Source organism: Pseudomonas sp. (assembly GCF_035277045.1).
Lineage (GTDB): Bacteria > Pseudomonadota > Gammaproteobacteria > Pseudomonadales > Pseudomonadaceae > Aquipseudomonas.
In genome coordinates, this window is sequence record NZ_DATELE010000145.1 from 33,766 (window position 1) to 56,071 (window position 22,306).

At 64.3% G+C, this 22,306-nt stretch carries 22 protein-coding genes and 1 pseudogene; 10 read left to right on the top strand and 13 right to left on the bottom strand.

Annotated elements, in window-relative coordinates:
• Nucleotides 1-8: 8 nt before the first annotated feature.
• Nucleotides 9-1,376, bottom strand: coding sequence for a DNA repair protein RadA (radA, locus tag VJS90_RS06535; RefSeq protein WP_324120220.1), 1,368 nt, complete (start codon nt 1,374-1,376; stop codon nt 9-11).
• Nucleotides 1,377-1,552: 176 nt separating this feature from the next.
• Here radA and mscL point away from each other — a divergent pair, with 176 nt between their 5' ends.
• The gene (gene mscL / locus VJS90_RS06540) at nt 1,553-1,972 is read left to right on the top strand and encodes a large-conductance mechanosensitive channel protein MscL (protein ID WP_324120222.1); all 420 of its coding nucleotides are present in this window, start codon (nt 1,553-1,555) and stop codon (nt 1,970-1,972) included.
• A gap of 153 nt (nt 1,973-2,125) precedes the next feature.
• Here the strand turns inward: mscL and VJS90_RS06545 are convergent, their stop codons facing one another.
• Nucleotides 2,126-2,902: a ferredoxin--NADP reductase gene (locus VJS90_RS06545; protein WP_324120224.1), complete on the bottom strand. Its 777-nt coding sequence runs from the start codon at nt 2,900-2,902 to the stop codon at nt 2,126-2,128.
• A gap of 225 nt (nt 2,903-3,127) precedes the next feature.
• Between VJS90_RS06545 and VJS90_RS06550 the strand changes: the two genes are divergently transcribed.
• The gene (locus tag VJS90_RS06550; protein ID WP_324120226.1) at nt 3,128-4,252 is read left to right on the top strand and encodes a methyltransferase; all 1,125 of its coding nucleotides are present in this window, start codon (nt 3,128-3,130) and stop codon (nt 4,250-4,252) included.
• A 52-nt stretch (nt 4,253-4,304) separates the two neighbouring features.
• On the opposite strand, the gene VJS90_RS06555 is transcribed toward VJS90_RS06550, so the two are convergent.
• The 3 genes from VJS90_RS06555 to VJS90_RS06565 are packed head-to-tail and all read right to left on the bottom strand — an operon-like array spanning nt 4,305 to nt 6,914.
• Complete coding sequence (locus VJS90_RS06555) at nt 4,305-4,454, bottom strand: DUF2474 domain-containing protein (protein ID WP_324120229.1); 150 nt, start codon at nt 4,452-4,454, stop codon at nt 4,305-4,307.
• Nucleotides 4,455-4,466: 12 nt separating this feature from the next.
• Nucleotides 4,467-5,474 (bottom strand): cytochrome d ubiquinol oxidase subunit II, encoded by a 1,008-nt coding sequence (gene cydB, locus VJS90_RS06560; protein WP_324120231.1) that lies wholly within the window; start codon nt 5,472-5,474, stop codon nt 4,467-4,469.
• Nucleotides 5,475-5,477: 3 nt separating this feature from the next.
• A complete protein-coding gene (locus VJS90_RS06565) occupies nt 5,478-6,914 on the bottom strand; it encodes a cytochrome ubiquinol oxidase subunit I (protein WP_324120233.1) in 1,437 nt (478 codons plus the stop codon).
• Between the two features lie 352 nt (nt 6,915-7,266).
• On the opposite strand from VJS90_RS06565, the gene VJS90_RS06570 reads away from it, so the two are divergent.
• The 3 genes from VJS90_RS06570 to trmA all read left to right on the top strand — a co-directional run bounded on the left by VJS90_RS06570 (nt 7,267) and on the right by trmA (nt 11,076).
• Nucleotides 7,267-8,529: an MFS transporter gene (locus tag VJS90_RS06570; protein ID WP_324120238.1), complete on the top strand. Its 1,263-nt coding sequence runs from the start codon at nt 7,267-7,269 to the stop codon at nt 8,527-8,529.
• 169 nt (nt 8,530-8,698) lie between these two features.
• On the top strand, nt 8,699-9,994 hold the full coding sequence (locus VJS90_RS06575) for an NCS2 family permease (protein ID WP_158460500.1): 1,296 nt from the start codon (nt 8,699-8,701) through the stop codon (nt 9,992-9,994).
• A complete protein-coding gene (trmA, locus tag VJS90_RS06580) occupies nt 9,991-11,076 on the top strand; it encodes a tRNA (uridine(54)-C5)-methyltransferase TrmA (protein ID WP_324120240.1) in 1,086 nt (361 codons plus the stop codon). Before VJS90_RS06575 ends, trmA begins: the two co-directional genes overlap by 4 nt.
• A 109-nt stretch (nt 11,077-11,185) precedes the next feature.
• On the opposite strand, the gene pcaG is transcribed toward trmA, so the two are convergent.
• Nucleotides 11,186-11,791 (bottom strand): protocatechuate 3,4-dioxygenase subunit alpha, encoded by a 606-nt coding sequence (gene pcaG, locus VJS90_RS06585; RefSeq protein WP_324120241.1) that lies wholly within the window; start codon nt 11,789-11,791, stop codon nt 11,186-11,188.
• An 11-nt stretch (nt 11,792-11,802) separates the two neighbouring features.
• Nucleotides 11,803-12,522 carry a protocatechuate 3,4-dioxygenase subunit beta gene (pcaH, locus tag VJS90_RS06590; RefSeq protein ID WP_324120242.1) on the bottom strand — a complete coding sequence of 240 codons (720 nt, stop codon included), beginning with the start codon at nt 12,520-12,522 and terminating at the stop codon, nt 11,803-11,805.
• A gap of 200 nt (nt 12,523-12,722) precedes the next feature.
• Between pcaH and ypfJ the strand changes: the two genes are divergently transcribed.
• The 3 genes and pseudogenes from ypfJ (at nt 12,723) to VJS90_RS21830 (ending at nt 15,663) form a co-directional block, all read left to right on the top strand.
• Nucleotides 12,723-13,601 carry a KPN_02809 family neutral zinc metallopeptidase gene (ypfJ, locus tag VJS90_RS06595; RefSeq protein ID WP_324120243.1) on the top strand — a complete coding sequence of 293 codons (879 nt, stop codon included), beginning with the start codon at nt 12,723-12,725 and terminating at the stop codon, nt 13,599-13,601.
• A gap of 277 nt (nt 13,602-13,878) precedes the next feature.
• Nucleotides 13,879-14,808 (top strand): annotated as a pseudogene (locus VJS90_RS21825) (methyl-accepting chemotaxis protein); the annotation flags it as partial.
• On the top strand, nt 14,800-15,663 hold the full coding sequence (locus VJS90_RS21830; protein ID WP_414704901.1) for a methyl-accepting chemotaxis protein: 864 nt from the start codon (nt 14,800-14,802) through the stop codon (nt 15,661-15,663). The pseudogene VJS90_RS21825 and the gene VJS90_RS21830, both read left to right, overlap by 9 nt.
• A gap of 39 nt (nt 15,664-15,702) precedes the next feature.
• Here VJS90_RS21830 and ggt read toward each other — a convergent pair whose 3' ends face one another.
• From ggt to VJS90_RS06615, 3 genes are all read right to left on the bottom strand, one after another.
• Nucleotides 15,703-17,385 carry a gamma-glutamyltransferase gene (gene ggt / locus VJS90_RS06605; protein WP_324120245.1) on the bottom strand — a complete coding sequence of 561 codons (1,683 nt, stop codon included), beginning with the start codon at nt 17,383-17,385 and terminating at the stop codon, nt 15,703-15,705.
• Nucleotides 17,386-17,503: 118 nt separating this feature from the next.
• Nucleotides 17,504-18,400 carry a LysR family transcriptional regulator gene (locus VJS90_RS06610; protein ID WP_324120246.1) on the bottom strand — a complete coding sequence of 299 codons (897 nt, stop codon included), beginning with the start codon at nt 18,398-18,400 and terminating at the stop codon, nt 17,504-17,506.
• A 67-nt stretch (nt 18,401-18,467) separates the two neighbouring features.
• Nucleotides 18,468-19,058 carry an NAD(P)H-dependent oxidoreductase gene (locus VJS90_RS06615; RefSeq protein ID WP_324120247.1) on the bottom strand — a complete coding sequence of 197 codons (591 nt, stop codon included), beginning with the start codon at nt 19,056-19,058 and terminating at the stop codon, nt 18,468-18,470.
• A 195-nt stretch (nt 19,059-19,253) separates the two neighbouring features.
• On the opposite strand from VJS90_RS06615, the gene VJS90_RS06620 reads away from it, so the two are divergent.
• Nucleotides 19,254-19,568 carry a putative quinol monooxygenase gene (locus tag VJS90_RS06620; RefSeq protein WP_324120248.1) on the top strand — a complete coding sequence of 105 codons (315 nt, stop codon included), beginning with the start codon at nt 19,254-19,256 and terminating at the stop codon, nt 19,566-19,568.
• Here VJS90_RS06620 and VJS90_RS06625 read toward each other — a convergent pair.
• Nucleotides 19,558-20,322: a sulfite exporter TauE/SafE family protein gene (locus tag VJS90_RS06625; RefSeq protein WP_324120249.1), complete on the bottom strand. Its 765-nt coding sequence runs from the start codon at nt 20,320-20,322 to the stop codon at nt 19,558-19,560. The genes VJS90_RS06620 and VJS90_RS06625 overlap by 11 nt on opposite strands.
• A 160-nt stretch (nt 20,323-20,482) precedes the next feature.
• Here VJS90_RS06625 and VJS90_RS06630 point away from each other — a divergent pair, with 160 nt between their 5' ends.
• Entirely contained in the window at nt 20,483-20,827 is a 345-nt protein-coding gene (locus tag VJS90_RS06630) for a cupin domain-containing protein (protein ID WP_324120250.1), read from the top strand.
• Nucleotides 20,828-20,858: 31 nt separating this feature from the next.
• On the opposite strand, the gene mmsB is transcribed toward VJS90_RS06630, so the two are convergent.
• Nucleotides 20,859-21,752 carry a 3-hydroxyisobutyrate dehydrogenase gene (gene mmsB / locus VJS90_RS06635; protein ID WP_324120251.1) on the bottom strand — a complete coding sequence of 298 codons (894 nt, stop codon included), beginning with the start codon at nt 21,750-21,752 and terminating at the stop codon, nt 20,859-20,861.
• Nucleotides 21,753-21,763: 11 nt separating this feature from the next.
• Nucleotides 21,764-22,306, bottom strand: a 543-nt coding sequence (locus VJS90_RS06640; RefSeq protein ID WP_324120253.1) for an aldehyde dehydrogenase family protein, incomplete at its 5' end; no start/stop codon positions are given.

Here is a 22,306-nt window from a genome sequence, read left to right on the forward strand (position 1 = left end):
CGGGCTTGTCACTCGAACAACGCATCCAGCGCCTGCTCCAGGCGGGTCACGGCAATCACCTGCAACCCTGCCGGCGATTCCTTCGGCGCGTTGCCCTTGGGCACGATGGCGCGCTTGAAACCGTGCTTGGCGGCTTCCTTGAGGCGCTCCTGACCGCTGGGCACGGGGCGCACTTCACCCGACAGGCCGATCTCGCCAAACACCAGCAGGCCATGGGGCAGCGGGCGGTTGCGCAGACTCGACATCACCGCCGCCAGCAACGCCAGGTCAGAGGCCGTCTCCAGCACCTTTACCCCGCCAACGACGTTGAGGAACACGTCCTGGTCATGGGTCGGGATGCCGCCGTGGCGGTGCAGCACCGCCAGCAGCATCGCCAGGCGGTTGGGGTCCAGGCCGAGCGTCACGCGGCGCGGGTTGGACAGGTGACTGTCGTCAACCAGCGCCTGGACCTCGACCAGCATCGGCCGGGTGCCTTCCCATGTGGCCATGACCACGCTGCCCGGCACTTCCTCCTGGGCGCGATTGAGAAAGATCGCCGAGGGGTTGGATACCTCTTTCAGGCCCTTGTCGGTCATGCCGAACACACCCAGCTCGTTGACCGCGCCAAAGCGGTTCTTCACCGCCCGCAGCAGGCGCAGGCGGCCATCGGACTCCCCTTCGAAATACAGCACGGTGTCGACCATGTGCTCGAGCACGCGAGGCCCTGCCAGCGCGCCTTCCTTGGTGACGTGGCCGACCAGGAAGATCGCCGTGCCGCTCTGCTTGGCGTAGCGCACCAACAAGGCCGCGCTCTCGCGCACCTGCGCCACGCCGCCGGGCGCCGATTGCAACTGCTCGGTGAAGATGGTCTGGATCGAGTCGATGACCATCACCCGCGGTTTTTCCAGGCGCGCGGTGGCAATGATCGTCTCGATGCAGGTCTCGGTCATGACCCGCAGCTTTTCCTGCGGCAAGCCCAGGCGCCGTGAACGCATGGCCACCTGCTGCTGGGATTCCTCGCCCGTGACGTACAGCGCCGGCATGCCCTCGGCGACGTTGCACAACGTCTGCAGGAGGATGGTCGACTTGCCGATTCCGGGGTCGCCGCCGATCAGCACCACCGAGCCGTCGACCAGACCGCCACCCAACACCCGGTCGAGCTCGGAGCTGCTGGTGCTGAAGCGTGGGATCTCCTCGACGCTGACCTCGGCCAGGGTCTTGATCTGCGCCTGCTGTCCGGTCCAGCCGGCGCGACCGCTGGGCGCCGCGGCCGCGCCGCTTTCAATCATGGTCTCGACCAAGGTATTCCAGGCGCCGCATTCGCTGCACTGCCCGGCCCATTTCGGAAAGGTCGCGCCGCACTCGGTGCAGCCGTACAAGCGCTTGGCCTTGGCCATGGGACAGTCTCCTGGAAAAAGCCGCCATCATAACCGACCCGGCGTTTGACCGAGTCAAAGGCAAGTCGACAAAACTATTCAGTATATGGGCAGTCACTAAAAGCAGTGCGCAGCGTCATGCACGATGCTGAATTACACTGCGTTAACCTTCACCATTTGTAACAAGGAATATTCCCATGGGCATGCTGAAAGAGTTCAAGGCCTTCGCGGTCAAAGGAAACGTCGTGGACATGGCGGTCGGTATCATTATCGGCGCCGCGTTCGGCAAGATCGTCTCGTCCTTCGTGGGCGACGTGATCATGCCACCACTGGGGCTCCTGATCGGTGGCGTGGACTTCAGCGACCTGGCCATCACCCTCAAGGCGGCGCAAGGCGACATACCGGCGGTGGTGCTGGCCTACGGCAAGTTCATCCAGACCGTCATCGACTTCATCATCGTGGCCTTCGCCATCTTCATGGGCGTCAAGGTGATCAACCGCCTCAAGCGCGAAGAAGCCGTCGCGCCAAGCGTGCCGCCGGCCCCGACTCCCCAGGAAACCCTGCTAACCGAAATTCGCGACCTGCTCAAGACCCAGCGCGACAACCGCCTGCCCTGAAGGCGCGACGGGTGGCACCTGCAGGGCGCCGCCCGCCCCCACCTCGTGAACAAAGTCTCTACGGCATGGCGTAGTTACAATCCTGTACGGACACTTTGATGGGTATGCCCACGCGGAACCTTTCAACACGCTCGGCATGCTGCAGGCCTGCCGTTACCAGTAGTTCTCCACCGCTACCTGCCCTGGCCGCCGGCTCAGGCTCAACTGCAGGTCCCTTGCCTTGAGCACCTTGCGCGTCTCATCGATCATGTCCGGATTGCCACACAGCATGATCCGTGAATGCTCAGGCGTCAGCGCCAGTCCCGCGGCCTTCTCCAGCCGGCCATTTTCGATCAGCGTGGTGATTCGCTCGTCCAGTGCACCCGGGTGCGGCTCGCGCGTGACAACCGGTATGAACTGCAGCTTGCCGGCATGCTCGGCCAGGTAGTCGCGCTGCTCAAGGCCGGCGATCAGGTCGACGTAGGCGAGCTCCCTGGCCTCGCGCACCGAGTACACCAGCTTGATGGACTCGAATCGCTCCCAGGCCTCGAAACCTTGCAGGATCGAGATGAAAGGCGCGATGCCGGTGCCGGTGGCCAGCAGCCACAGATCACGGCCGCCGGCAAAGCGGTCCAGGGTCAGGTAGCCAAAGGCCTGGCGATCGACCAGCAGTTGGTCGCCTTCGCCAAGGCGGCTCAGTTCACTGGTGAACTCCCCTCCCGGGACCACGATCGAGAAAAAATCCAGATGCTCGTCGTGGGGTGCCGACACCATGGAATACGCCCGCCAGACCACGCTGCCGTCGGCCTTCGTCACCCCCAGGCGCGCGAACTGCCCGGCGCTGAAGCGAAAGCCCGGGTCACGTGTGGTCCGCAGGCTGAACAGGTTGGGCGTCAACGGCTGCACGTCGAGCAAGGTCTGGCGGGTGAATTTCTCGGCGCTGGCGGTCATGGGGTGCTCCATCGATCAGATGGGTGCAAGTGTCGCGCAAAGCCTTGGCGATGAACACCGCTGGTTGGTAGGGCTATCCAGGGTACTGACGTGAAGGGGCCTTCAAAGGCGACGGACAGTGGCGCGCGCCCAGGCCAGGCTCACGCAGAGTGCAAAGCACGGTAGAATCGCGTCTTTGGCCTGCCGTTTCCTGTGGCGGGCATCTTTTGTACCCGAGCCGAACCCATGCCCCTGCTGACCAGCCCCTTTGCCGAACTCGACCTGATCCGCCAGCCGGAGCAGGCCAATGATCCCCTGCAAGCCTTCGACGCCGCCGATCAGTACCTGCTGGAGCACCTGGCTGGCCAGGCGCCGGCGGCCGACTGCAAGGTGTTGGTGCTCAATGACAGCTTCGGGGCGCTGGCCATCAGCCTGTCCGGCCAGCTCGAGGTGGTCAGCAGCGGCGATTCCCACCTGGCCCGCCTGGCATTGGAAAAAAATCTGCTGCGCAATGACCGAGCCTACGACAGCGTGCCGTTCGTCCCGGCCAGCGAGCCGTTTCTAGGCACTTTCGATCGGGTACTGCTACGTGTGCCCAAGACCCTGGCCTTGCTCGAGGAGCAACTGATCCGCCTGCACGGGCACCTGGCGCCAGGTGCGCAAGTGATCGCCGGGGCAATGATCAAGCACCTGCCGCGTGCCGCCGGCGACCTGCTTGAACAGTACATCGGCCCGGTGCAGGCCTCGCTTGCGCAGAAAAAGGCGCGGCTGCTCACCGCGACCCTGGCCGAACGTCCGCTGGCGCGCTCGCCCTACCCGACCCGCTACCGCCTCGACACCCCGCCGCTCGAGCTGCTCAACCACGCCAACGTGTTCTGCCGCGAAGGCCTCGATATTGGCACCCGCGCATTCCTCCCGCATCTGCCCCGCAATCTTGGCCAGGCGCGCGTGGCCGACCTCGGCTGTGGAAACGGCGTGCTGGGGATCGCCTGTGCCCTGGCCAATCCCGAGGCGCATCTCACCTTGCTCGATGAGTCATACATGGCCGTGCAGTCCGCCAGGGAAAACTGGCGAGCCGCACTGGGTGATCGCCCTGCCCTCATCGAGGCAGCCGATGGCCTGGCCAGCCAGGAGAAACAATCGCTCGACGTCGTGTTGTGCAACCCGCCGTTCCACCAGCAGCAGGTGGTCGGCGACCTGCTGGCCTGGCGCATGTTCCAGCAGGCCCGCGAGGCGCTGGTGGTCGGTGGTGCGTTGTACATTGTCGGCAACCGCCACCTGGGCTATCACAGCAAGCTGGCGCGCCTGTTCCGCGGGGTGGAGCAGGTAGCGGCGACGCCGAAGTTCGTGGTGCTCAGAGCACGAAAGTGAGATGACGGTGGCCCCCTCGATGATGCGAGGGGGCCTCATCGCAGGGCGGAGGTCAATGGGTGGTCAACCCTGCCGCCGCCATGAACATCCGCATCAGCCAGGCGAACACTCCCAGCGTCGCGACACTGGCGCACCAGATCAGCACCAGCCATCCCAGTCGCTGCCACAGCGGTTTCTGTTCGATCTCGTCCTTGCCGGTCATGGCCTCGGCCTCCTAGTGGTAGCCATCATCGTGGGTCACCTTGCCGCGGAACACGTAGTAGCTCCAGAAGGTGTACACCAGGATCAACGGGATGATGAACAACGTGCCCACCAGCATGAAGCCCTGGCTCTGCGGCGGTGCGGCGGCGTCCCAGATCGAGATCGACGGCGGGATGATATTCGGCCACAGGCTGATCCCCAGGCCGCTGTACCCCAGGAAGATCAGCACCAGGGTGAGCAGGAACGGCAGGTAGTTGGCCTTGCGCGCGACCGCGCGCAGCAGGCCGTAGAAGGTGACCATCACCAGCAGCGGCACCGGCATGAACCAGATCAGGTTAGGCATGCTGAACCAGCGGTCGGCGATGTTGGGGTAGGCCAGCGGCGTCCACAGGCTGACGATGCCGATGAACACCAGCAGCACCAGCGCGAGGGGCCGCGCCAGGTGATGCATGCGCCGCTGCAGGTCACCTTCGGTTTTCATGATCAGCCAGGTGCAACCGAGCAAGGTATAGGCGACGATCAGCCCCAGGCCGCAGAACAGGCTGAACGGTGTCAGCCAGTCCAGCGACCCGCCCGCGAAGTTGCGCTCGACAACCTCGAAGCCCTCGATGAAGGCCCCCAGCGCCACGCCCTGGAAAAAGGTCGCGACCAGCGAGCCGCCAATGAAGGCCTTGTCCCAGAGATGACGTTTCTCATCGCGTGCCTTGAAGCGGAATTCGAAGGCCACGCCGCGGAAGATCAGCCCCACCAGCATCAGCATCAACGGCAGGTACAGCGCCGACAGCACGACCGAGTAGGCCAGGGGAAACGCACCAAACAGCCCGGCGCCGCCGAGCACCAGCCAGGTCTCGTTGCCGTCCCATACCGGGGCCACGGTGTTCATCATGACGTCGCGGTCGCGCTCGCCCTGGACAAAGGGAAACAGCATGCCGATGCCCAGGTCGAAGCCGTCCATGACCACGTACATCATGATGCCGAAGATGATCACCACGGCCCAGATCAGCGGAAGATCGATACCCATGGCTCAGTTCTCCTTGCTGTGGCTGACGTTGTCGCCAACCGTCGACTCGTAGGACGCCGACAGCGGCCGCGCGGGCGTACGCTTCTGCCCAGGCCCTCCAGGGTTCTGCTCGTCGCCCTCGCCCGTGTGCGGGCCTTTGCGCACCAGGCGCATCATGTAGCCGAAGCCGGTGCCGAACAGCGCGAAGTAGACCACCACGAACATCACCAGGGTGATGCCGAGCTGGGCATAGCTGTGGTTCGAGACCCCGTCGGCGGTACGCATCAAGCCGTAGACCACCCACGGCTGACGGCCGATCTCGGTGGTGAACCAGCCCGCGAGGATCGCGATCAGGCCCGACGGCCCCATCCACATCACGAAGTACAGGAACGGCCGGCAACTGTGCAGCGTGCCGCGCTTGCGCAGCCACAGGCTCCACAGGCCCGCGGCGATCATCAGCATGCCCAGACCCACCATCACGCGGAACGACCAGAAGATGATCAGCGAATTCGGGCGGTCTTCAGGCGCGAATTCCTTCATCGCCGGCACTTGCTTGTCCAGGCTGTGGGTCAGGATCAGGCTGCCCAGGGCGGGGATCTCGATCTTGTAGCGGGTGGTTTCGGCCTGCATGTCGGGAATACCGAAGAGGATCAGGGGTGTTGGCTCGCCCGGCTCGTTCTCCCAGTGCCCCTCGATGGCGGCGATTTTCGCCGGTTGATGCTCGAGGGTGTTAAGGCCGTGGAAATCGCCAATCACCGCCTGCACGGGCGCGACCAGCAGGGCCATCCACATGGCCATCGACAGCATCTTGCGGATCGCCGGGTTGTCACGCCCGCGCAGCAGGTGCCAGGCGGCCGACGCGCCGACGAAGAAGGCGGTGGCGACAAAGGCGGCGGTGGCCATGTGCGCCAGCCGATACGGGAAGGAGGGGTTGAAGATCACGGCCAGCCAATCCATGGGGATTACCCGGCCATCGACGATCTCGTGGCCCTGCGGCGTATGCATCCAGCTGTTGGACGCCAGGATCCAGAAGGTCGAAACCAGGGTGCCGAGCGCCACCATTGCCGTGGAGAAGAAGTGCAGGCCACGGCCGACGCGGTTCCAGCCGAACAGCATTACCCCCAGGAAGCCCGCCTCGAGGAAGAATGCGGTGAGCACCTCGTAGGTCAGCAAAGGCCCGGTGACGGCACCGGCGAAGTCGGAGAAGCGGCTCCAGTTGGTGCCGAACTGATACGCCATTACCAGGCCCGAAACCACGCCCATGCCGAAGTTCACGGCAAAGATCTTCGACCAGAAATGGTAGAGGTCACGGTAGACGTTGTTGCCGGTCTTGAGCCAGAGGCCTTCGAGCACTGCCAGGTAGCTCGCCAGGCCGATGGTGATGGCCGGGAACAGGATGTGAAACGACACGGTGAACGCGAACTGGATTCGGGCGAGATCTAGAGCCTCTAAACCGAACATAGTGCTTCCTCAGTCAGGTGATCCGGCACCAGGCATCAGGCCTCGAGCCTGCTACCCCCACGATTACGAGTACGACGTGGAGGAATTGTTCTGTTGGATCGCGGATGCGACGGCCTGGCGGCATCGTGGACAGCCGTGGCCGTACTGATCCAGGTCAACGACTGGTGAAAGCATAGTCCTGAAAGCCCCGCCTGGACGTGTGGTTGTTTGCCGCGTGGCCGGTTGCCTCACCCGTTTTGACCCCACATGAAATCGCATGCTGGCGCGTCTCGGAATGACGTTATCTGCAACCTCATGTTACAAACAGGTGATAACCTGCAGCGCCCACCGCCGCCATGGATCAGGTTTGCCGATGTCAGACGCCGCCCCGCTACTGTTGCGCCACCACCGTCCTTTCCTGGCCTTCTGGCTGGCCCGGGTGTTCACCGCCAGTGGCTTCCAGATGCTCACAGTGGCCATTGGATGGCATCTCTACCAGCTGACCGGCAATGTGCTGGACCTGGGCCTGGTCGGCCTGGTCGAGTTCGCGCCGCGGGTGCTGTTCATGCTGCACACCGGCCACGTCGCCGACCGCTACGACCGGCGCCGCGTCGCTGCCCTGTGCCAGACGCTGCAAGGGTTGATCGCCCTGGCGTTGGCGGTGGCCAGCGCGAGCGACAGTGTCAGCCGCGAGATGATCTTCATCCTGGCCTTCCTGCTGGGCGCGACCCGGTCGTTCGAGATGCCGGCCACCCAGGCGCTGCTGCCCAACGTAGTGCCGCCCGGGCTGTTTCCACGCGCGGTAGCGGCCTCGGCCTCGGCCACCCAGGCCGCGACCATCGTCGCGCCTGCGGTAGGCGGCTTTCTCTACGCCTTCGGCAGCCTTTGGGTATATGGCCCCACCGTCGTTCTCTACGCCATCGCCTGCGCGCTTACCCTGAGCCTGGATGCTCGCCAGCAGGTCGCCCAACGTGGCCGGGCGACCCTGGAGTCACTGCTGGCGGGGGTGCGCTTCATCCGCAGCCGCCCGGACATCCTCGGGGCGATCTCGCTGGACCTGTTCGCGGTGCTGCTGGGTGGCGCCACTGCCCTGCTGCCGGTGTTCGCCAAGGACATCCTGCTGACCGGTCCCTGGGGCCTGGGCCTGTTGCGCTCGGCGCCGGCGGTCGGGGCCTTGCTGATGTCGGTGTGGCTCGCGCGGTTCCCGGTGGAGCGCAAGGTCGGCCGGGTGATGTTCACCGCCGTCGGCGTGTTCGGCGTGGCCACCATCGGCTTTGGCCTGTCGACCTCGTTCTGGTTTTCCCTGGCGGTACTGGTGGTGCTGGGCGCGGCTGACATGATCAGCATGGTCATCCGCAGCGCCTTCGTGCAGCTGGAGACCCCAGACGAGATGCGCGGCCGGGTGAGCGCGGTCAACGGGCTGTTCATCGGTGCCTCGAATCAGCTCGGGGAGTTCGAATCGGGCGTCACCGCGCACTGGTTTGGCACAGTGCCGGCGGTGGTGCTGGGCGGTGTCGGCACGCTGGTGGTGACCGGGGTGTGGATCAGGCTGTTCCCGACCCTGGCAAACCGCGACCACATGCACAGCAAACGCCAGGACACACCCGCGCCGGTGCCGACAACAGCAGCGTCATGACGCGCTCGAGCAACGAATGGATCGCAACTCGCACTACCGCCTGGCAACCAGGCTGGTATGATGCGCGGCTTTTTTCACCCCGGATAAAACCACGGTGCCTGGTACGGTCTGTGCTTTGCTGATGGGGTCGATACATTTTCACGGCGCTGGAGCGCCATGGGGAGCGGGCATGCTGGAAAGGCTGTTTCAACTCAAAGCGCACGACACCAACGTGCGCACCGAGATACTTGCGGGTATCACCACGTTCCTGGCCATGGCCTACATCCTGTTCGTCAACCCGAGCATCCTCGGCGAGACTGGCATGGACAAGGGTGCGATCTTTGTCGCCACGTGCCTGGCCGCCGCCATCGGCTCGGTGACCATGGGCCTGATCGCCAACTACCCGATCGCGCTTGCGCCGGGCATGGGCCTGAACGCTTTCTTCACCTACACGGTGGTCCTGCACATGGGCCACACCTGGCAGGTGGCACTGGGCGCGGTGTTCCTCTCGGCGGTGCTGTTCTTCCTGCTGTCGATCTTTCGCATCCGCGAATGGATCGTCAACAGCATTCCACTGCCGCTGCGCTCGGCCATCGCCGCGGGCATTGGCCTGTTCCTGGCGCTGATCGCCCTGCACAACGCCGGTATCGTCGTGGATAACCCGGCCACCCTGGTAGGCCTGGGCGACCTCAGGCAGCCCGCGCCGATCCTGGCGACGCTGGGCTTCTTCCTGATCGTCGCGCTGGAGGCCATGAAGCTTCGCGGCGCCGTGCTGATCGGGATTCTCGCCGTGACCGTGGTGTCGATCGTGCTGGGCTTCACGCCGTTCGCAGGCGTGGTGTCGATGCCGCCATCACTGGCACCGACCTTCCTGCAGCTGGACATCATGGGTGCGCTGGACGTGGGCCTGGTGAGCGTGATCTTTGCCTTCCTGTTCGTCGACCTGTTCGACAACTCCGGAACCCTGATCGGCGTCGCCAAGCGCGCCGGCCTGATGGGCAAGGACGGCCACATGCCGAAGATGGGCCGCGCGCTGATCGCCGACAGCACCGCCGCCATGGCCGGCTCGCTGCTCGGCACCTCGACCACCACCAGCTACATCGAGTCGGCGGCGGGCGTGAGCGCCGGTGGCCGCACGGGCCTCACCGCCATCGTGGTCGCGGTGCTGTTCCTGCTGGCGTTGTTCTTCGCGCCGCTGGCTGGCAGCGTGCCAGCCTTCGCCACTGCCCCGGCATTGCTGTTCGTCGCCGTGTTGATGGCCTCCGGCCTGGCGGAAATAAACTGGGACGACGTCACCGAGGCGGCCCCCGTGGTGGTGACCGCCCTGGCCATGCCGCTGACCTACTCGATCGCCAACGGCATCGCCTTCGGCTTCATCGCCTGGACCGCCATCAAGCTGCTCTCCGGTCGCTACCGTGACCTGAATCCTGCGCTGGTGATCCTCTCCATCCTCTTCGTCATCAAGCTGGGCTGGTTCAACGCATGAGTGCTGTCTTCGACCCTTCGAACTATTCCGAGCAGCTGGACGCCAAGGCCGAACGCCTGCGCGAGCTGCTGGCGCCCTTCGATGCGCCGGAGCCTGCCGTGTTCGACTCGCCGCGCGAGCATTACCGGCTGCGCGCCGAGTTTCGCCTGTGGCGCGAAAACGAGCAGCGCCACTACGCGATGTTCGCCCCGGGGGACAAGTACACGCCGATCCTGATCGATGACTTTCCTATCGCCAGCCTGCAGATCAACGACCTGATGCCTCGCCTCAAGGCCGCCTGGCAGGCAAGCCAGGCGCTGAGCTTCAAGCTTTTCCAGGTGGAGTTCCTCACCACCCTGGCGGGCGATGCGATGATCACCCTGTGCTACCACCGCCCGCTGGACCAGGCGTGGGAAGCCGAGGCCCGGCAGCTGTCGGCCGACCTGGGCGTGAGCATCATCGGCCGTTCGAAGGGCAAGCGTCTGGTGATCGGCCGGGATTATGCCGTCGAGTCGCTCGAGGTCGCTGGCCGGACCTTCCGTTATCGCCAGCCGGAAGGTGCGTTCACCCAGCCCAACGGCACGGTGAACCAGAAGATGCTGGACTGGGCGTTCGAGGCCTTGGGCGAGCGTGAAGACGACCTGCTGGAGTTGTACTGCGGCAATGGCAACTTCACCCTGCCGCTGGCTACCCGGGTGCGCAAGGTGCTGGCCACCGAGATCAGCAAGACCTCGGTGAACGCCGCGCTGCACAACCTGGATGACAACGGCATCGGCAACGTGCGCCTGGTGCGCCTGTCGGCCGAAGAACTGACCGAGGCGCTTAACGAGGTGCGGCCATTCCGCCGCCTGGAAGGGATCGACCTGAAGAGCTACGACTTCGGCACCGTCTTCGTCGACCCGCCGCGTGCGGGGATGGACCCGGACACCTGCGAGCTGACCCGTCGCTTCGAGCGCATCCTGTACATCTCCTGCAACCCTGAGACGCTGGCGGCGAACATCGCTCAGCTGCAGGACACCCACCGCGTGGCGCGATGCGCGGTGTTCGACCAGTTCCCGTATACCCATCATATGGAAAGCGGAGTCCTGCTGGTCCGGCGGTAAGGCATCCGCTGGCAAGCCAGCTCCCACAAGCTCTAGCGGTGACGTCAGGGGCCGCGTGATTTCTTGTGGGAGCTGGCTTGCCAGCGAATAGCGGCAACGCGGTCTTCAATCAGAAATCAAAGAACACCGTCTCCCCCTCCCCCTGGATCCGGATATCGAACCGGTACGCCGTCTTCCCTTCCACCTCGCACCGCCGTGCGATCAGTGTCTCGCGCCGCTGTGGCTGCTCGATCAGGTTGAGCACCGGGCATTTGCCGTTGGCGTCGGCCTCGTCGTCGAAATACAGCCGCGTATGCAGGTGGATGTTGATCCCCCGGGCAAACAGGCTGACGTTGATGTGCGGCGCCATGGGTACGCCCGCGGCGTTGTTCACCACACCTGGCTTGACCGTGTGCAGTGCCCACTCGCCCGCATCGAACGTGGTGGCCGTGCGGCCAAAACTGTTGAAGGCGTTCTCGAGGTTGTAGTCATCGATGTATCGGCCCGACGCATCGGCCTGCCAGAACTCGAGAAACGAATCCCGCACCAGGTGCCCATTGCCATCATGGACATGGCCGATCAGCACGATGTGCTCGCCCGGCGCATCGTCGCGCGCCAGGCGATTCCAGATCTCCCGCTCGCGGGGTGGATTGCCCGCCGCTTCAAGCGCCAGGCCGATGTGCACATAGGGGCCAGCGGTCTGCGAAGGGGTTTCAGGCAGCAGTTCGATAGGCATGAAGGGCCTCCTCAGCAGTGTTCGAAGTGGGTCTGGCGCTGGCCGCGCAAGACGATGTCAAAGCGGTAGGCCAGGCAATCCATCGGGTTGGCGTTGCCCATGTCGAGCCTGGCGATCAGTTGCTGCACCGCCTCGGGGTTGGCGATGGACTTGACGATCGGGCACATCGGGATGAGCGGGTCGCCTTCGAAATACAGCTGGGTGATCAGGCGGGTGGCGATCGACGGGCCGCTGACCGAGACATGGATATGCGCCGGGCGCCAGTCGTTCGGACCGTTGCGCCATGGATAGGGGCCAGGCTTGATGGTGCGGAAGCTGTAGTGACCCTGGCTGTCGGTCAGCGTGCGGCCCACGCCGCCGAAGTTGGGGTCGAGCGGGGCCAGGTAACGATCGTTCTTGTGGCGGTAGCGGCCGCCGGCATTGGCTTGCCACATTTCCACCAGGGTGTTGGGCACGGGCTTGCCGTATTGGTCGCAAACGCGCCCGGCGACGATGATGCGCTCACCGATCGGCAGGCCGCCGTTGTTGAAGTTGAGCAGCAGGTCGTTGTCATGGCGGCCCAGGCCCAGGTGCGAAAAGTCGGGGCCGGTGCTTTCACTGATCGATTGCGGGATGCTGACCAGCGCCTGACGCGGGGAGCGCATCGTCGAGGTCTTGTAGTCAGGCGTCAGGGCCTTGGGGTGCCAGTTGCGATCACGGATCACAAAGCGGCTGGTGTCCTGGGCAGGCATGCCGGTTTACCTCTCTTGGAATTATGGGTTCACCTGTGCGTGGCAGGCGAGCGGGCAGTTTCAGGCATGTAGAGGGAGCTGAATACTGAAAACCGCTGTCGCATGCATAACCAACCGGTTATGTCACATGCACCCGCCTCCCAAGGGCGGCATCGCTGGGCTAATCTTTGATTCCATGATTCCTGTGCGGGAGAGCATCCATGCAATGGCGAAAAGGCAGGCGTAGCGACAATGTGGTCGATGCCCGTGGCGAGGGCGGTGGCGGCATGCGCTTCGGCGGTGGCAAGGGCCTGGGCATCGGTGCCATCCTGCTGATCGTCGGCATCGGCTGGATCACAGGCCAAGACCCCTTGCAGATCCTTGGGCAGCTCACCGGGCAGATGCAGCAACAGGGCGCGACTTCGGGCAGCACCGGCCAGGCACCGCCTGCCAACGATGAGCAGGCCGAATTCGTGGCCTCGGTGCTCGGCGATACCGAAGACACCTGGAAAGCCCTGTTCGCCCAGGGCGGGCGGCAGTATCGCGACCCGACGCTGGTGCTGTTCAGCGGCCAGGTCAATTCTGCCTGCGGCTTCGCCTCCTCGGCCGTCGGTCCGTTCTATTGTCCCGCCGACCAGAAGGTCTATCTGGACATGACCTTCTTCCGCGAGATGGAACAGCGCTTCTCCGCCGCTGGCGATTTCGCTCAGGCGTATGTGATCGCCCACGAGATCGGCCATCACGTGCAGACCTTGCTGGGGGTCTCCGAGCAGGTCCAGGCCGCCCGCCAGCGTGGCCAGCGCATGGAGGGCAGTACAGGCTTGCTGGTGCGCCAGGAACTGCAGGCCGACTGCCTGGCAGGTGTCTGGGCATTCCAGGCGCAGAAACGCCTGAACTGGCTGGAACCGGGCGATGTCGAGGAGGCGCTCAACGCCGCCAACGCCATTGGCGATGACCGCCTGCAGCAGCAAGGCCAAGGCCGCGTGGTCCCGGACTCCTTCACCCACGGCACTTCAGCCCAACGGGTGCGCTGGTTCAAGACCGGTTTCGCGACGGGAGAGGTGACCGACTGCGACACGTTCAGCGCCCGGAGTCTCTGAACCGGGGAAAACAATCGAAAAAAGCGTTTCAGCTTCCGCGACACCCGCCGATAACAGCTGCACGAAATCAGCGGGCTCTCAAGAAGAAAAAATCGCCCAGCAGATCAAGATCAAGTGAGCGAAAACATTCTGGAGAGCGTGCATGAACAGCTGGTTTGCCAACATCAGCGTCAACCTTAAACTGGGCCTGGGCTTCGGCCTGGTGCTCGTGCTGACCGGGCTGCTGGCCCTCACGGGCTGGACCAGCCTGGGCAGCCTGATCAACCGCAGCAACTGGATGAGCGATATCAGTCAGCTCAACAATGACCTGACCAACCTGCGCATCACCCGCCTGCAGTACATGATCGCCAATGGCGACGACGCGGCGGCCGCGACCGTCAAGGACAGGCTCGATACCTTCAGCGCGCAGCAGCAGAAACTGCTGGCCAGCTTCGTCAGCCCCGAGAACGTCAAGCTGCTGCGTGAGCTGGGTGATGTCATCAGCCAGTACAAGGTATCGCTGGAGAAGATGCGTGCCGGGTACAAGACCCGCCAGGCGTTGCGCGAGAACATGGTTCAGATCGCGATCCGTGCTGATCGGGCACTCGATGCCGTCGGCCAGGCCGTGCTCGAACAGCCTGAAACCGATGCGGTCCGCCTGCAGCAATACCAGCTGGTCAGCACTGCGAAACAACAGCTGAGCCAGGTTCGCCTGGAAGCTCGCACCTACATTGCCGACGCCAGCACCAGCGCCGAGCAGGCCGCGGTGACCCAGCTGGAGACCGCGCTGGTGGGCATCGACGTCTTGAGGCGCCAGTTGCCCAACGAAGCGGCGCGCGTGCAGCAGTTTGAAAACGAGCTGGTCGCCTTCCGGGATACCCTGCGCCAGTACCGCGAAACCCTTGCCCTGATCGCGCAAGCACGCGAGGAAATGACCGTGGAGGGTGCCAGCATTGTCAAGTTCAGCGGCCAGCTCTACCAGATCCAGCTCGATCGCCGTGACAGCGAAAGTGCCGAAGCCCGCATGCTGCAGATTATCGCCACCCTGCTCGCCCTGCTGTTCGGCGTGCTGGCTGCCGTGGTGATTACCCGCCAGATCACTCGCCCGCTGCGCGAGACCCTGGAAGTGGTCGATAAAATCGCCGCTGGCGACCTCACCCATGATTTGCGTGTTACCCGTCGCGACGAGCTGGGCGTGCTGCAACAGGGCATTGGTCGGATGGGCACCACCCTGCGCGAACTGATCTCCGGGATTCGCGATGGCGTGACCCAGATCGCCAGCGCGGCCGAAGAGCTGTCGGCGGTGACCGAGCAGACCAGCGCCGGCGTCAACAGCCAGAAGGTCGAGACCGACCAGGTCGCCACCGCCATGCATGAAATGGCCACCACCGTGCAGGAAGTCGCGCGTAACGCCGAAGAGGCTTCGCAGGCCGCGACCGAGGCCGATGGCCAGGCGCGTTCCGGTGACCGCGTGGTAGGCGAGGCGATCAGCCAGATCGAGCGTCTGGCGCAGGAAGTCAACCGTTCCACCGATGCCATGGAGCTGCTGCAGCAGGAAAGCCAGAAGATCGGCAGCGTGATGGACGTGATCAAGTCGGTGGCCGAGCAGACCAATCTGCTGGCGCTCAATGCCGCGATCGAAGCGGCGCGTGCCGGCGAGGCCGGTCGCGGCTTCGCCGTGGTGGCCGATGAAGTGCGTGGCCTGGCCCAACGCACCCAGAAGTCCACCGAGGAGATCGAGGAACTGGTTGCCAGCTTGCAGAACGGCACCCAGCAGGTGGCCAATGTGATGCTCGGCAGCCGTACCCTGACCGACAGCAGCGTCGAGCTGACCCGCAAGGCCGGCGCTTCGCTGGAGAGCATCACTCGCACGGTGTCGAACATCCAGTCGATGAACCAGCAGATCGCTGCCGCCGCCGAGCAGCAAAGCGCCGTGGCCGAGGAAATCACCCGCAGCATCCTCAACGTGCGTGATGTCTCGGAGCAGACGTCAGCGGCGAGTGAAGAGACCGCCGCCTCCAGCGTCGAGCTGGCGCGCCTGGGCAATCAGCTGCAGTCCATGGTCAGTCACTTCCGCGTCTGACCGCGAACCACCGGGGCCGCCACGCGGCCCCGGACCGTTCTACCTGACCACCATGCCGACCCCACGCCCGCGCGGATCCGACGCGGTCTCCAGCGCCGTGCCATTGACCCGGATCGCCTGGATATCACCCATCTCCCAGCCTTGGTCCTCCAGGGTGTAGCCCATCTTCTTCAGCTCATCGGCCACCGCACCGGTCAGCGGCGCGAAGGCATCGAAGTAGATGGTGTCCTTGGGCAGCAACTGATGGTGCACGCGCTGCGCCGCCACGGCCTGTTCCAGCGGCAGGTTGTAGTCGTAGAGGTTGTTCATCACCTGGAAGATCGAGGTGAAGATCCGTGAACCGCCCGGGGTGCCCAGCACCAGGGTCACCTGGCCGTCCCGGGTGACCAGGGTCGGGCTCATGGACGAGAGCATGCGCTTGCCTGGGGCGATCGCATTGGCATCGCCGCCAACCACCCCGAACGCATTGGCCACGCCCGGCTTGGCGCTGAAGTCGTCCATCTCGTCATTGAGCAGGAAGCCCGCGCCCTTGACCACCACTCCGCTGCCATAGTCGAGGTTGAGCGTGTAGGTGTTGCTCACCGCATTGCCCTGCTTGTCGACGATCGAGAAGTGCGTGGTCTGGTGGGGCTCCAGGCCCGGGCGGACCTTGTCGGTCTCGGAAATCGCCGTCGGGTTGACCTGCAAGGCGCGCTTGGCCAGGTAGTCCTTGGCCACCAGCCGGTCCGACGGGACCTTGGTGAACGCCGGGTCGCCCAGGTAGTCGGCGCGGTCCGCGAACACGCGCTTCTCGATCTCGGCCAACAGGTGGATGTAGCGCGCGGAGTTGAGCTCGACGCCCTTGAAGTCCGCGGCACGCAGCTCCTTGATGCCCAGCAGCTGCGCCAGCGCGACACCGCCCGAGCTTGGCGCGGGCGCGGTGTAGACGGTATTGCCACGCCAGTCGATGGCAATGGGATCACGCCACACGGCCTTGTAGTCCTTGAGGTCTTCCTTGGTGATGAGGCCCTTGTCAGCCTGCATCTGCGCCACCAGCAGGTCGGCGGTCCGGCCTTGGTAGAACTCGCTGACGCCTTTGTCGGCAAGGCGCTCCAGCGTCTGCGCAAGCTCAGGCTGTTTGAAGGTTTCGCCGACCTTCATGCTGCCGAAGTAATCGTTGAAGTTGGTGCTGGTCTTGAACAGGCCCAGGGCATCGTCGCGGTACTGGTACTGCTTGGCGGCGATCTTGAAGCCGTTCTGCGCATAGCCGATGGCGGGCGTCAGCAGCTCGGACCACTTGAGCTTGCCGAACTTCTGGTGCGCCTCCCACATGCCCATCACCGTGCCGGGCACGCCCGCGGCGCGCACGCCGACCAGGCTCAGGTTCTCGATGATCTCGCCTTTGTCATCCAGGTACATGTTGCGGCTAGCGGCCTTGGGCGCGACTTCGCGGTAATCGAGGAAGTACGGCTTGCCGTCCATGTACAGGGTCATGAAGCCACCGCCGCCGATGTTGCCAGCCTCGGGATAGGTCACGGCCAGGGTGAAGGCCGTGGCCACGGCGGCATCCACCGCATTGCCGCCCTTTTTCAGGATATCGGCGGCTACCTGCGCAGCATATTGATCGGGCGCGGCCACCGCACCCCCGTCCAGGGTCACCGCGAAGGCGGCTGAACTGCTCAGGATCATGGCCCCGAGCGCAACGGCTGCGCAGGCATTGGATCGGAACATGACGATTCGCATGAGGACATCCTTGGCGTTGTTTTTGTTGATCAGTCATTAAGGCTCAGGCCTTGCGACTTGGCAAACATCACGCGGGATTCGCGCCGCCCATGGACAGGCGCTGTCGCTGGCGAGCAACTCAGCAGGCGTAAGCCGACAGCTTGTCCTGGATGAAGTCGAGGAAGCACTGGATACGCAGCGCCAGCTGGGTATTGCGGTAGTACACCGCGTGGACTGGCTGGCGATAGCCGTTGTTGGCACCCGCCAGCAGCACCTGCAGGCGGCCGGCGCGGATGTCCTCATGGGTCATGAAATGCGACAGGCAGACGATCCCTTCGCCGGCCAGGGCCAGCTGGCGCAGGGTTTCGCCGCTGGAGGCCAGCAGGTGCGGGCGGATGCCCCAGCGGTCGCCCTGGGCATGGCGCAGCGGCCATTGATTGAGGCTCTCGGGCGCGCTGAAGCCGAGCAGGCAGTGCTGGTCGAGGTCTTCGACGTGCCGGGGTGCGCCGTGACGTTCAAGGTAGGCCGGGCTGGCCAGCACTTGCAGCGGACTGCAGCCGAGCGAGCGGGCATGCAGGCTGGAGTCGGCCAGCTCGCCAATGCGGATGGCCACGTCGGTGCTCTGTTCGAGCAGGTCGATGATCAGGTCGTCGGTGTTGAGCTCAAGCTCGATGTCCGGATACCGGCGGCGAAACTCGCCGATCCATGGCACGATGGCGTGCAGCATGAAAGGTGCGGCGGCGTTGATCCGCAGCCGTCCGGAGGGCGTCTGGTGGTGCAGCGCCAGGCGCTCCTCGAGGTCATCCATCTGTTCGAGGATGGCCTTGGCCCGCTCCAGGAAAAACCGCCCTTCCTCGGTCAGGTCCATGCGCCGGGTGGTGCGGTTGATCAGTGTGGTACCGAGCTTGGCCTCCAGCCGCGACAAGGTGCGGCTCACGGCCGAGGGCGTCTGCCCCACCTGCTCGGCTGCGGCGGAGATCGACCCGCAGTCGATCACCGAGACAAATACCTGCAATTCATCCGAACGGGTTTTCAAGCGTCGATCCTGATCATGGCGATTGCCGTGATTGATAGCCGCTCCCCGCCCCGCACGCAAGCGCGCGTTACTCAGTCTTGCCAAAGACCTGGGCCAGGTGGTCCTCGTAGGCGGCCAGGGTGGCCTCGACGTTCGGCCTTTTCATCACATCGACCGCCAGGAAAGTCGGCAGACCGCTCATGCCCAGAAACTGGTTGGCCTTGTGGAAGGGGAAGTACACCGCATCCACGCCCTTGCCCTCGAAGAAGTCGCTGGGGTCGTCGAAGGCTTGCTGCGGCGCGTTCCAGGTGAGCGAGAGCATGTACTGCTTGCCGTGCACCAGGCCGCCGCTGCCGTATTTCTGCGAAGCGTCGGAACGGGTGCGGCCGTCGTTGGCGTAAAGGCTGCCGTGGCCTGCGGTGAAGACGTCGTCCAGGTACTGCTTCACCGTCCAGGGCGCGCCCATCCACCAGCCTGGCATCTGGTAGATCACCACGTCGGCCCAGAGGTATTTCTCGACCTCTTCCCGGGCGTCGTAGCCGCCATCGATAAAGGTCTGGCGCACATCGAAACCGGCGCGGTCGAGATAGGCCAGGGCCGCGTCGTGCAAGGTCTCGTTCAGGCGGCCATCGGAGTGGGCGAAGCGTTTGCCGCCGTTGAGCAGAAGGATCTTTTTCATGCGGGCCTCATCGGGAGTGGGGTCCGGGCTTTGCAAGCCGGCGGACCGCGTCAAGTTGGATGGCCGGCAGATTAGGCATTTGCAGGCGTGGGAAACAGCTCTGCCTGCTCAAAATACATTTGATTCAGAATCACGAATAGCCAATCTATTGTTGCCTTAGAATTACTTTCACCCTCTATCCATACAGGTCATCCCATGAGCGCACCTTACGCCTTCATTCTCAAAGCCAAGACCCATCCCGATAAAGCCGAGGCGTTCGAGGCCCTGTTCAGCGCCTACGTCGAGCCGAGCCGCCAGGAGCCGGGCTGCATCGAGTACCACATGCTGCGCGACCAGCAGGACCCGACCCTGTTTGTGTTCTTCGAAGTGTGGGCGAGCAAGGCGGCCCTGGATGTGCATTCTGCCCTGCCCCACATGCAGCAGTTCTTCGAGCAGCGCATGACATACCTAGAGCGCGACTTCGATATCCAGTTGATCGAGATGCTGAGCCGCTCTTCGGCTAGCCGTTAAGCAGCAGATGCCCGCCCAGCACGGCCAGGCCGATGAAGAAGCAGCGCTTGAACAGCGCCGGGCTGATGCGCTGGCGTAGCCACTGTCCGCCGATCATGCCGAGCAGTGCGGGCGCCAGCATCAGCAGTGACGCGCCCAGTTCCGCACCGCCAAGCGCGTCTTGGCCCGCGAGGCCGATCGCCAGGGCAACGGTCGAGACCGTGAACGACATACCGAGGGCCTGGACCATTTCATCGCGGGTCAGTCCCAGGCTCTGCAGGTAGGGCACGGCCGGCATGACGAAGACCCCGGTCGCTGCGGTGACCACGCCGGTTGCCAGCCCGCACAGCGGGCCAAGCCAGCGCTCTCGCGCAAGCGGCGTTCGCAGGCCCGGGCCTGCCAGGCCGTAGAGCGCGTAGGCGACCAGCGCCGCACCCAACGCATGCGCCGCCCACGGGCCGCTGTCGATGCCGAGCCAGGCACTGCCTAGCAATGTGCCGGCGAAGATCATCAGCAGCATCGCGCCCAACCGGCGTAGCAGCGCGAGCAGGTGTCCCCCTGCCGCCAGTTGCCAGAGGTTGGTGAGCGTCGACGGCACGATCAGCAAGGCCGCTGCCTGTGCCGGGTGCATCGCAAGACCCAGCAGGCCCATGGCGATGGTGGGCAGACCGAGGCCGATCACCCCCTTCACCGCTCCCGCCAGCACGAACGTCAGGACCACGAGCAGTGAAAGCGCAGGGCCGATCTGATGATAGAAGTCAAAGACTGTGGTCACACGCGGCAATCCTTTGGATAGGTCGCTGCTGTGATACCACAGGGACAGTGTCCGGGAGAACCATTGCGCGCGCAGACAGCTGGACGTCGAGCCCAGGCAACTGCTGGCGGGCCGTAGCGCCTATGGTGTCGGCTCGAACCCTTACTCGTCTGGAGCCAGCATGTCCGATTTCATCACTGTCCTGCGCGAAACCTGCCCCACCCCGGTCGTGGATGCAACCAAATGGAAGCGCATCGGCGGCGATCCGCATACCGTCAACCTGAACGCCTACCTGTCGCAGGACGGCAGCAAGATCATGGGCACCTGGATCTGCACCCCCGGCAAGTTCGAAGTCAACTACGACAAGTGGGAATTCTGCCACTTCCTTGATGGCTACTGCATCATCACTCCCGAAGGTGAAGAGCCCAAGCACCTGAAGGCCGGTGACGTGTTCGTGATCGAGCCCGGCATGAAAGGCACCTGGGAAGTGGTCGAGACAGTGCGCAAGTATTTCGTCTTCGCGTAAGGCTGACTCGGCCCCGTACAGGAGCGCGGCGCTACTGCGCCGCTTTTTTCCTGTAGCCCTCGACGATGGCCGAAAAATCCTTGCCGCCGTCCCCGCGCAGGCTCATGGCCTGGTACAACTGCTGCGCCACCGCGCCCATGATCACCGGCTGATGCGCCTGGCGGGCAGCTTCGGTCGCCAGGCCAAGGTCCTTGAGCATCAGCTCGGCGCCAAAGCCTCCGGTATAGCCGCGTGAAGCCGGTGCGGTCGCGACGATCCCCGGCCATGGATTGTAGGTGTCCGAACTCCAGCAACGGCCCGTCGAAGTGTTGATGATGCTGGCCAGCACCTGCGTGTCGATGCCCAAGGCACTGCCCAGCGCCATGGCTTCGGACACGCCGATCATCGAAATCCCCAGCAGCAGGTTATTGCAGATCTTGGCGATCTGCCCGGTCCCGACCTCACCGCAATGCACGATGTTGCGGCCCATCTGCTCGAGCACGGGCTTGAAGGTTGCGAACAGCGCAGGCGTGGCACCGACCATGAAGGTCAAGGTCCCTGCCGCCGCGCCACCGGTGCCGCCGGACACCGGCGCGTCGCCCATGTCCACGTCCTTGGCCGCTGCAGCCCGGGAGACATCGCGCGCGGTCTGCGGATCGATGGTGCTGCAGTCCAGCACCGGGGTACCGGCACGCACGCCAGCGAGCACGCCATCTTCGCCCAGGTACACGCTGCGCACGTGCTGCGCGGCCGGAAGCATGGTGAGGACCAGCTCGCTGCTGGCGGCCGCGTCCCTGGGCGAGGAGCTGATCTGCCCGCCAAGCTCGGCGAGCTCGGCCAGGATGCTCTGGTTGAGGTCGAACAGGTTCAGTTCATGCCCGGCCTTGATCAGGTTGCGGGCCATGGGCGCGCCCATGTTGCCCAGCCCGATGAATGCAATACGCATGGTGAGTCTCCTTAGCGCAGGCTGATGGTGGTATTTACACCGTCATTGACGCTGTCATCGTCGAACCAGCGCGCGGTGACGGTCTTGGTCTGAGTGTAGAACTGCACCACCTGCTTGCCGTACGGGCCCAGGTCGCCGAGCTTGGAGCCGCGCGAGCCGGTGAAGCTGAAATACGGCACAGGCACCGGGATCGGGATGTTGATGCCTACCTGGCCGACGTCGATCTCGTTCTGGAACTTGCGCGCGGCCGCCCCGCTCTGGGTGAAGAGGCCGGTGCCATTGCCGAACGGGTTGCGGTTGATCACGGCGATGGCCTCGTCGAGGGTGTCGACCTCCAGCACCACCAGCACGGGGCCGAAGATTTCCTGGGTGTAGATCTGCATCTCGGTGGTCACCCCGGAAAACAGGGTCGGGCCGACGAAGTTGCCTTGATCGAAGCCCGGTACCTGCACACCGCGGCCATCGAGCTCGAGTTTCGCGCCCTCCTGGACGCCCTTCTCGATCAGGCCCAGCACACGCTCCTTGGCACGCTTGGAAAACAGCGGTCCGACATC

Excerpts from the sequence above, each read along its gene's own strand:
- radA (WP_324120220.1), bottom strand. The coding sequence starts at position 1,376 with ATGGCCAAGGCCAAGCGCTTGTACGGCTGCACCGAGTGCGGCGCGACC.
- mscL (WP_324120222.1), top strand. The coding sequence starts at position 1,553 with ATGGGCATGCTGAAAGAGTTCAAGGCCTTCGCGGTCAAAGGAAACGTC.
- VJS90_RS06545 (WP_324120224.1), bottom strand. The coding sequence starts at position 2,902 with ATGACCGCCAGCGCCGAGAAATTCACCCGCCAGACCTTGCTCGACGTG.
- VJS90_RS06550 (WP_324120226.1), top strand. The coding sequence starts at position 3,128 with ATGCCCCTGCTGACCAGCCCCTTTGCCGAACTCGACCTGATCCGCCAG.
- VJS90_RS06555 (WP_324120229.1), bottom strand. The coding sequence starts at position 4,454 with ATGACCGGCAAGGACGAGATCGAACAGAAACCGCTGTGGCAGCGACTG.
- cydB (WP_324120231.1), bottom strand. The coding sequence starts at position 5,474 with ATGGGTATCGATCTTCCGCTGATCTGGGCCGTGGTGATCATCTTCGGC.
- VJS90_RS06565 (WP_324120233.1), bottom strand. The coding sequence starts at position 6,914 with ATGTTCGGTTTAGAGGCTCTAGATCTCGCCCGAATCCAGTTCGCGTTC.
- VJS90_RS06570 (WP_324120238.1), top strand. The coding sequence starts at position 7,267 with ATGTCAGACGCCGCCCCGCTACTGTTGCGCCACCACCGTCCTTTCCTG.
- VJS90_RS06575 (WP_158460500.1), top strand. The coding sequence starts at position 8,699 with ATGCTGGAAAGGCTGTTTCAACTCAAAGCGCACGACACCAACGTGCGC.
- trmA (WP_324120240.1), top strand. The coding sequence starts at position 9,991 with ATGAGTGCTGTCTTCGACCCTTCGAACTATTCCGAGCAGCTGGACGCC.
- pcaG (WP_324120241.1), bottom strand. The coding sequence starts at position 11,791 with ATGCCTATCGAACTGCTGCCTGAAACCCCTTCGCAGACCGCTGGCCCC.
- pcaH (WP_324120242.1), bottom strand. The coding sequence starts at position 12,522 with ATGCCTGCCCAGGACACCAGCCGCTTTGTGATCCGTGATCGCAACTGG.
- ypfJ (WP_324120243.1), top strand. The coding sequence starts at position 12,723 with ATGCAATGGCGAAAAGGCAGGCGTAGCGACAATGTGGTCGATGCCCGT.
- VJS90_RS21830 (WP_414704901.1), top strand. The coding sequence starts at position 14,800 with ATGGGCACCACCCTGCGCGAACTGATCTCCGGGATTCGCGATGGCGTG.
- ggt (WP_324120245.1), bottom strand. The coding sequence starts at position 17,385 with ATGCGAATCGTCATGTTCCGATCCAATGCCTGCGCAGCCGTTGCGCTC.
- VJS90_RS06615 (WP_324120247.1), bottom strand. The coding sequence starts at position 19,058 with ATGAAAAAGATCCTTCTGCTCAACGGCGGCAAACGCTTCGCCCACTCC.
- VJS90_RS06620 (WP_324120248.1), top strand. The coding sequence starts at position 19,254 with ATGAGCGCACCTTACGCCTTCATTCTCAAAGCCAAGACCCATCCCGAT.
- VJS90_RS06630 (WP_324120250.1), top strand. The coding sequence starts at position 20,483 with ATGTCCGATTTCATCACTGTCCTGCGCGAAACCTGCCCCACCCCGGTC.
- mmsB (WP_324120251.1), bottom strand. The coding sequence starts at position 21,752 with ATGCGTATTGCATTCATCGGGCTGGGCAACATGGGCGCGCCCATGGCC.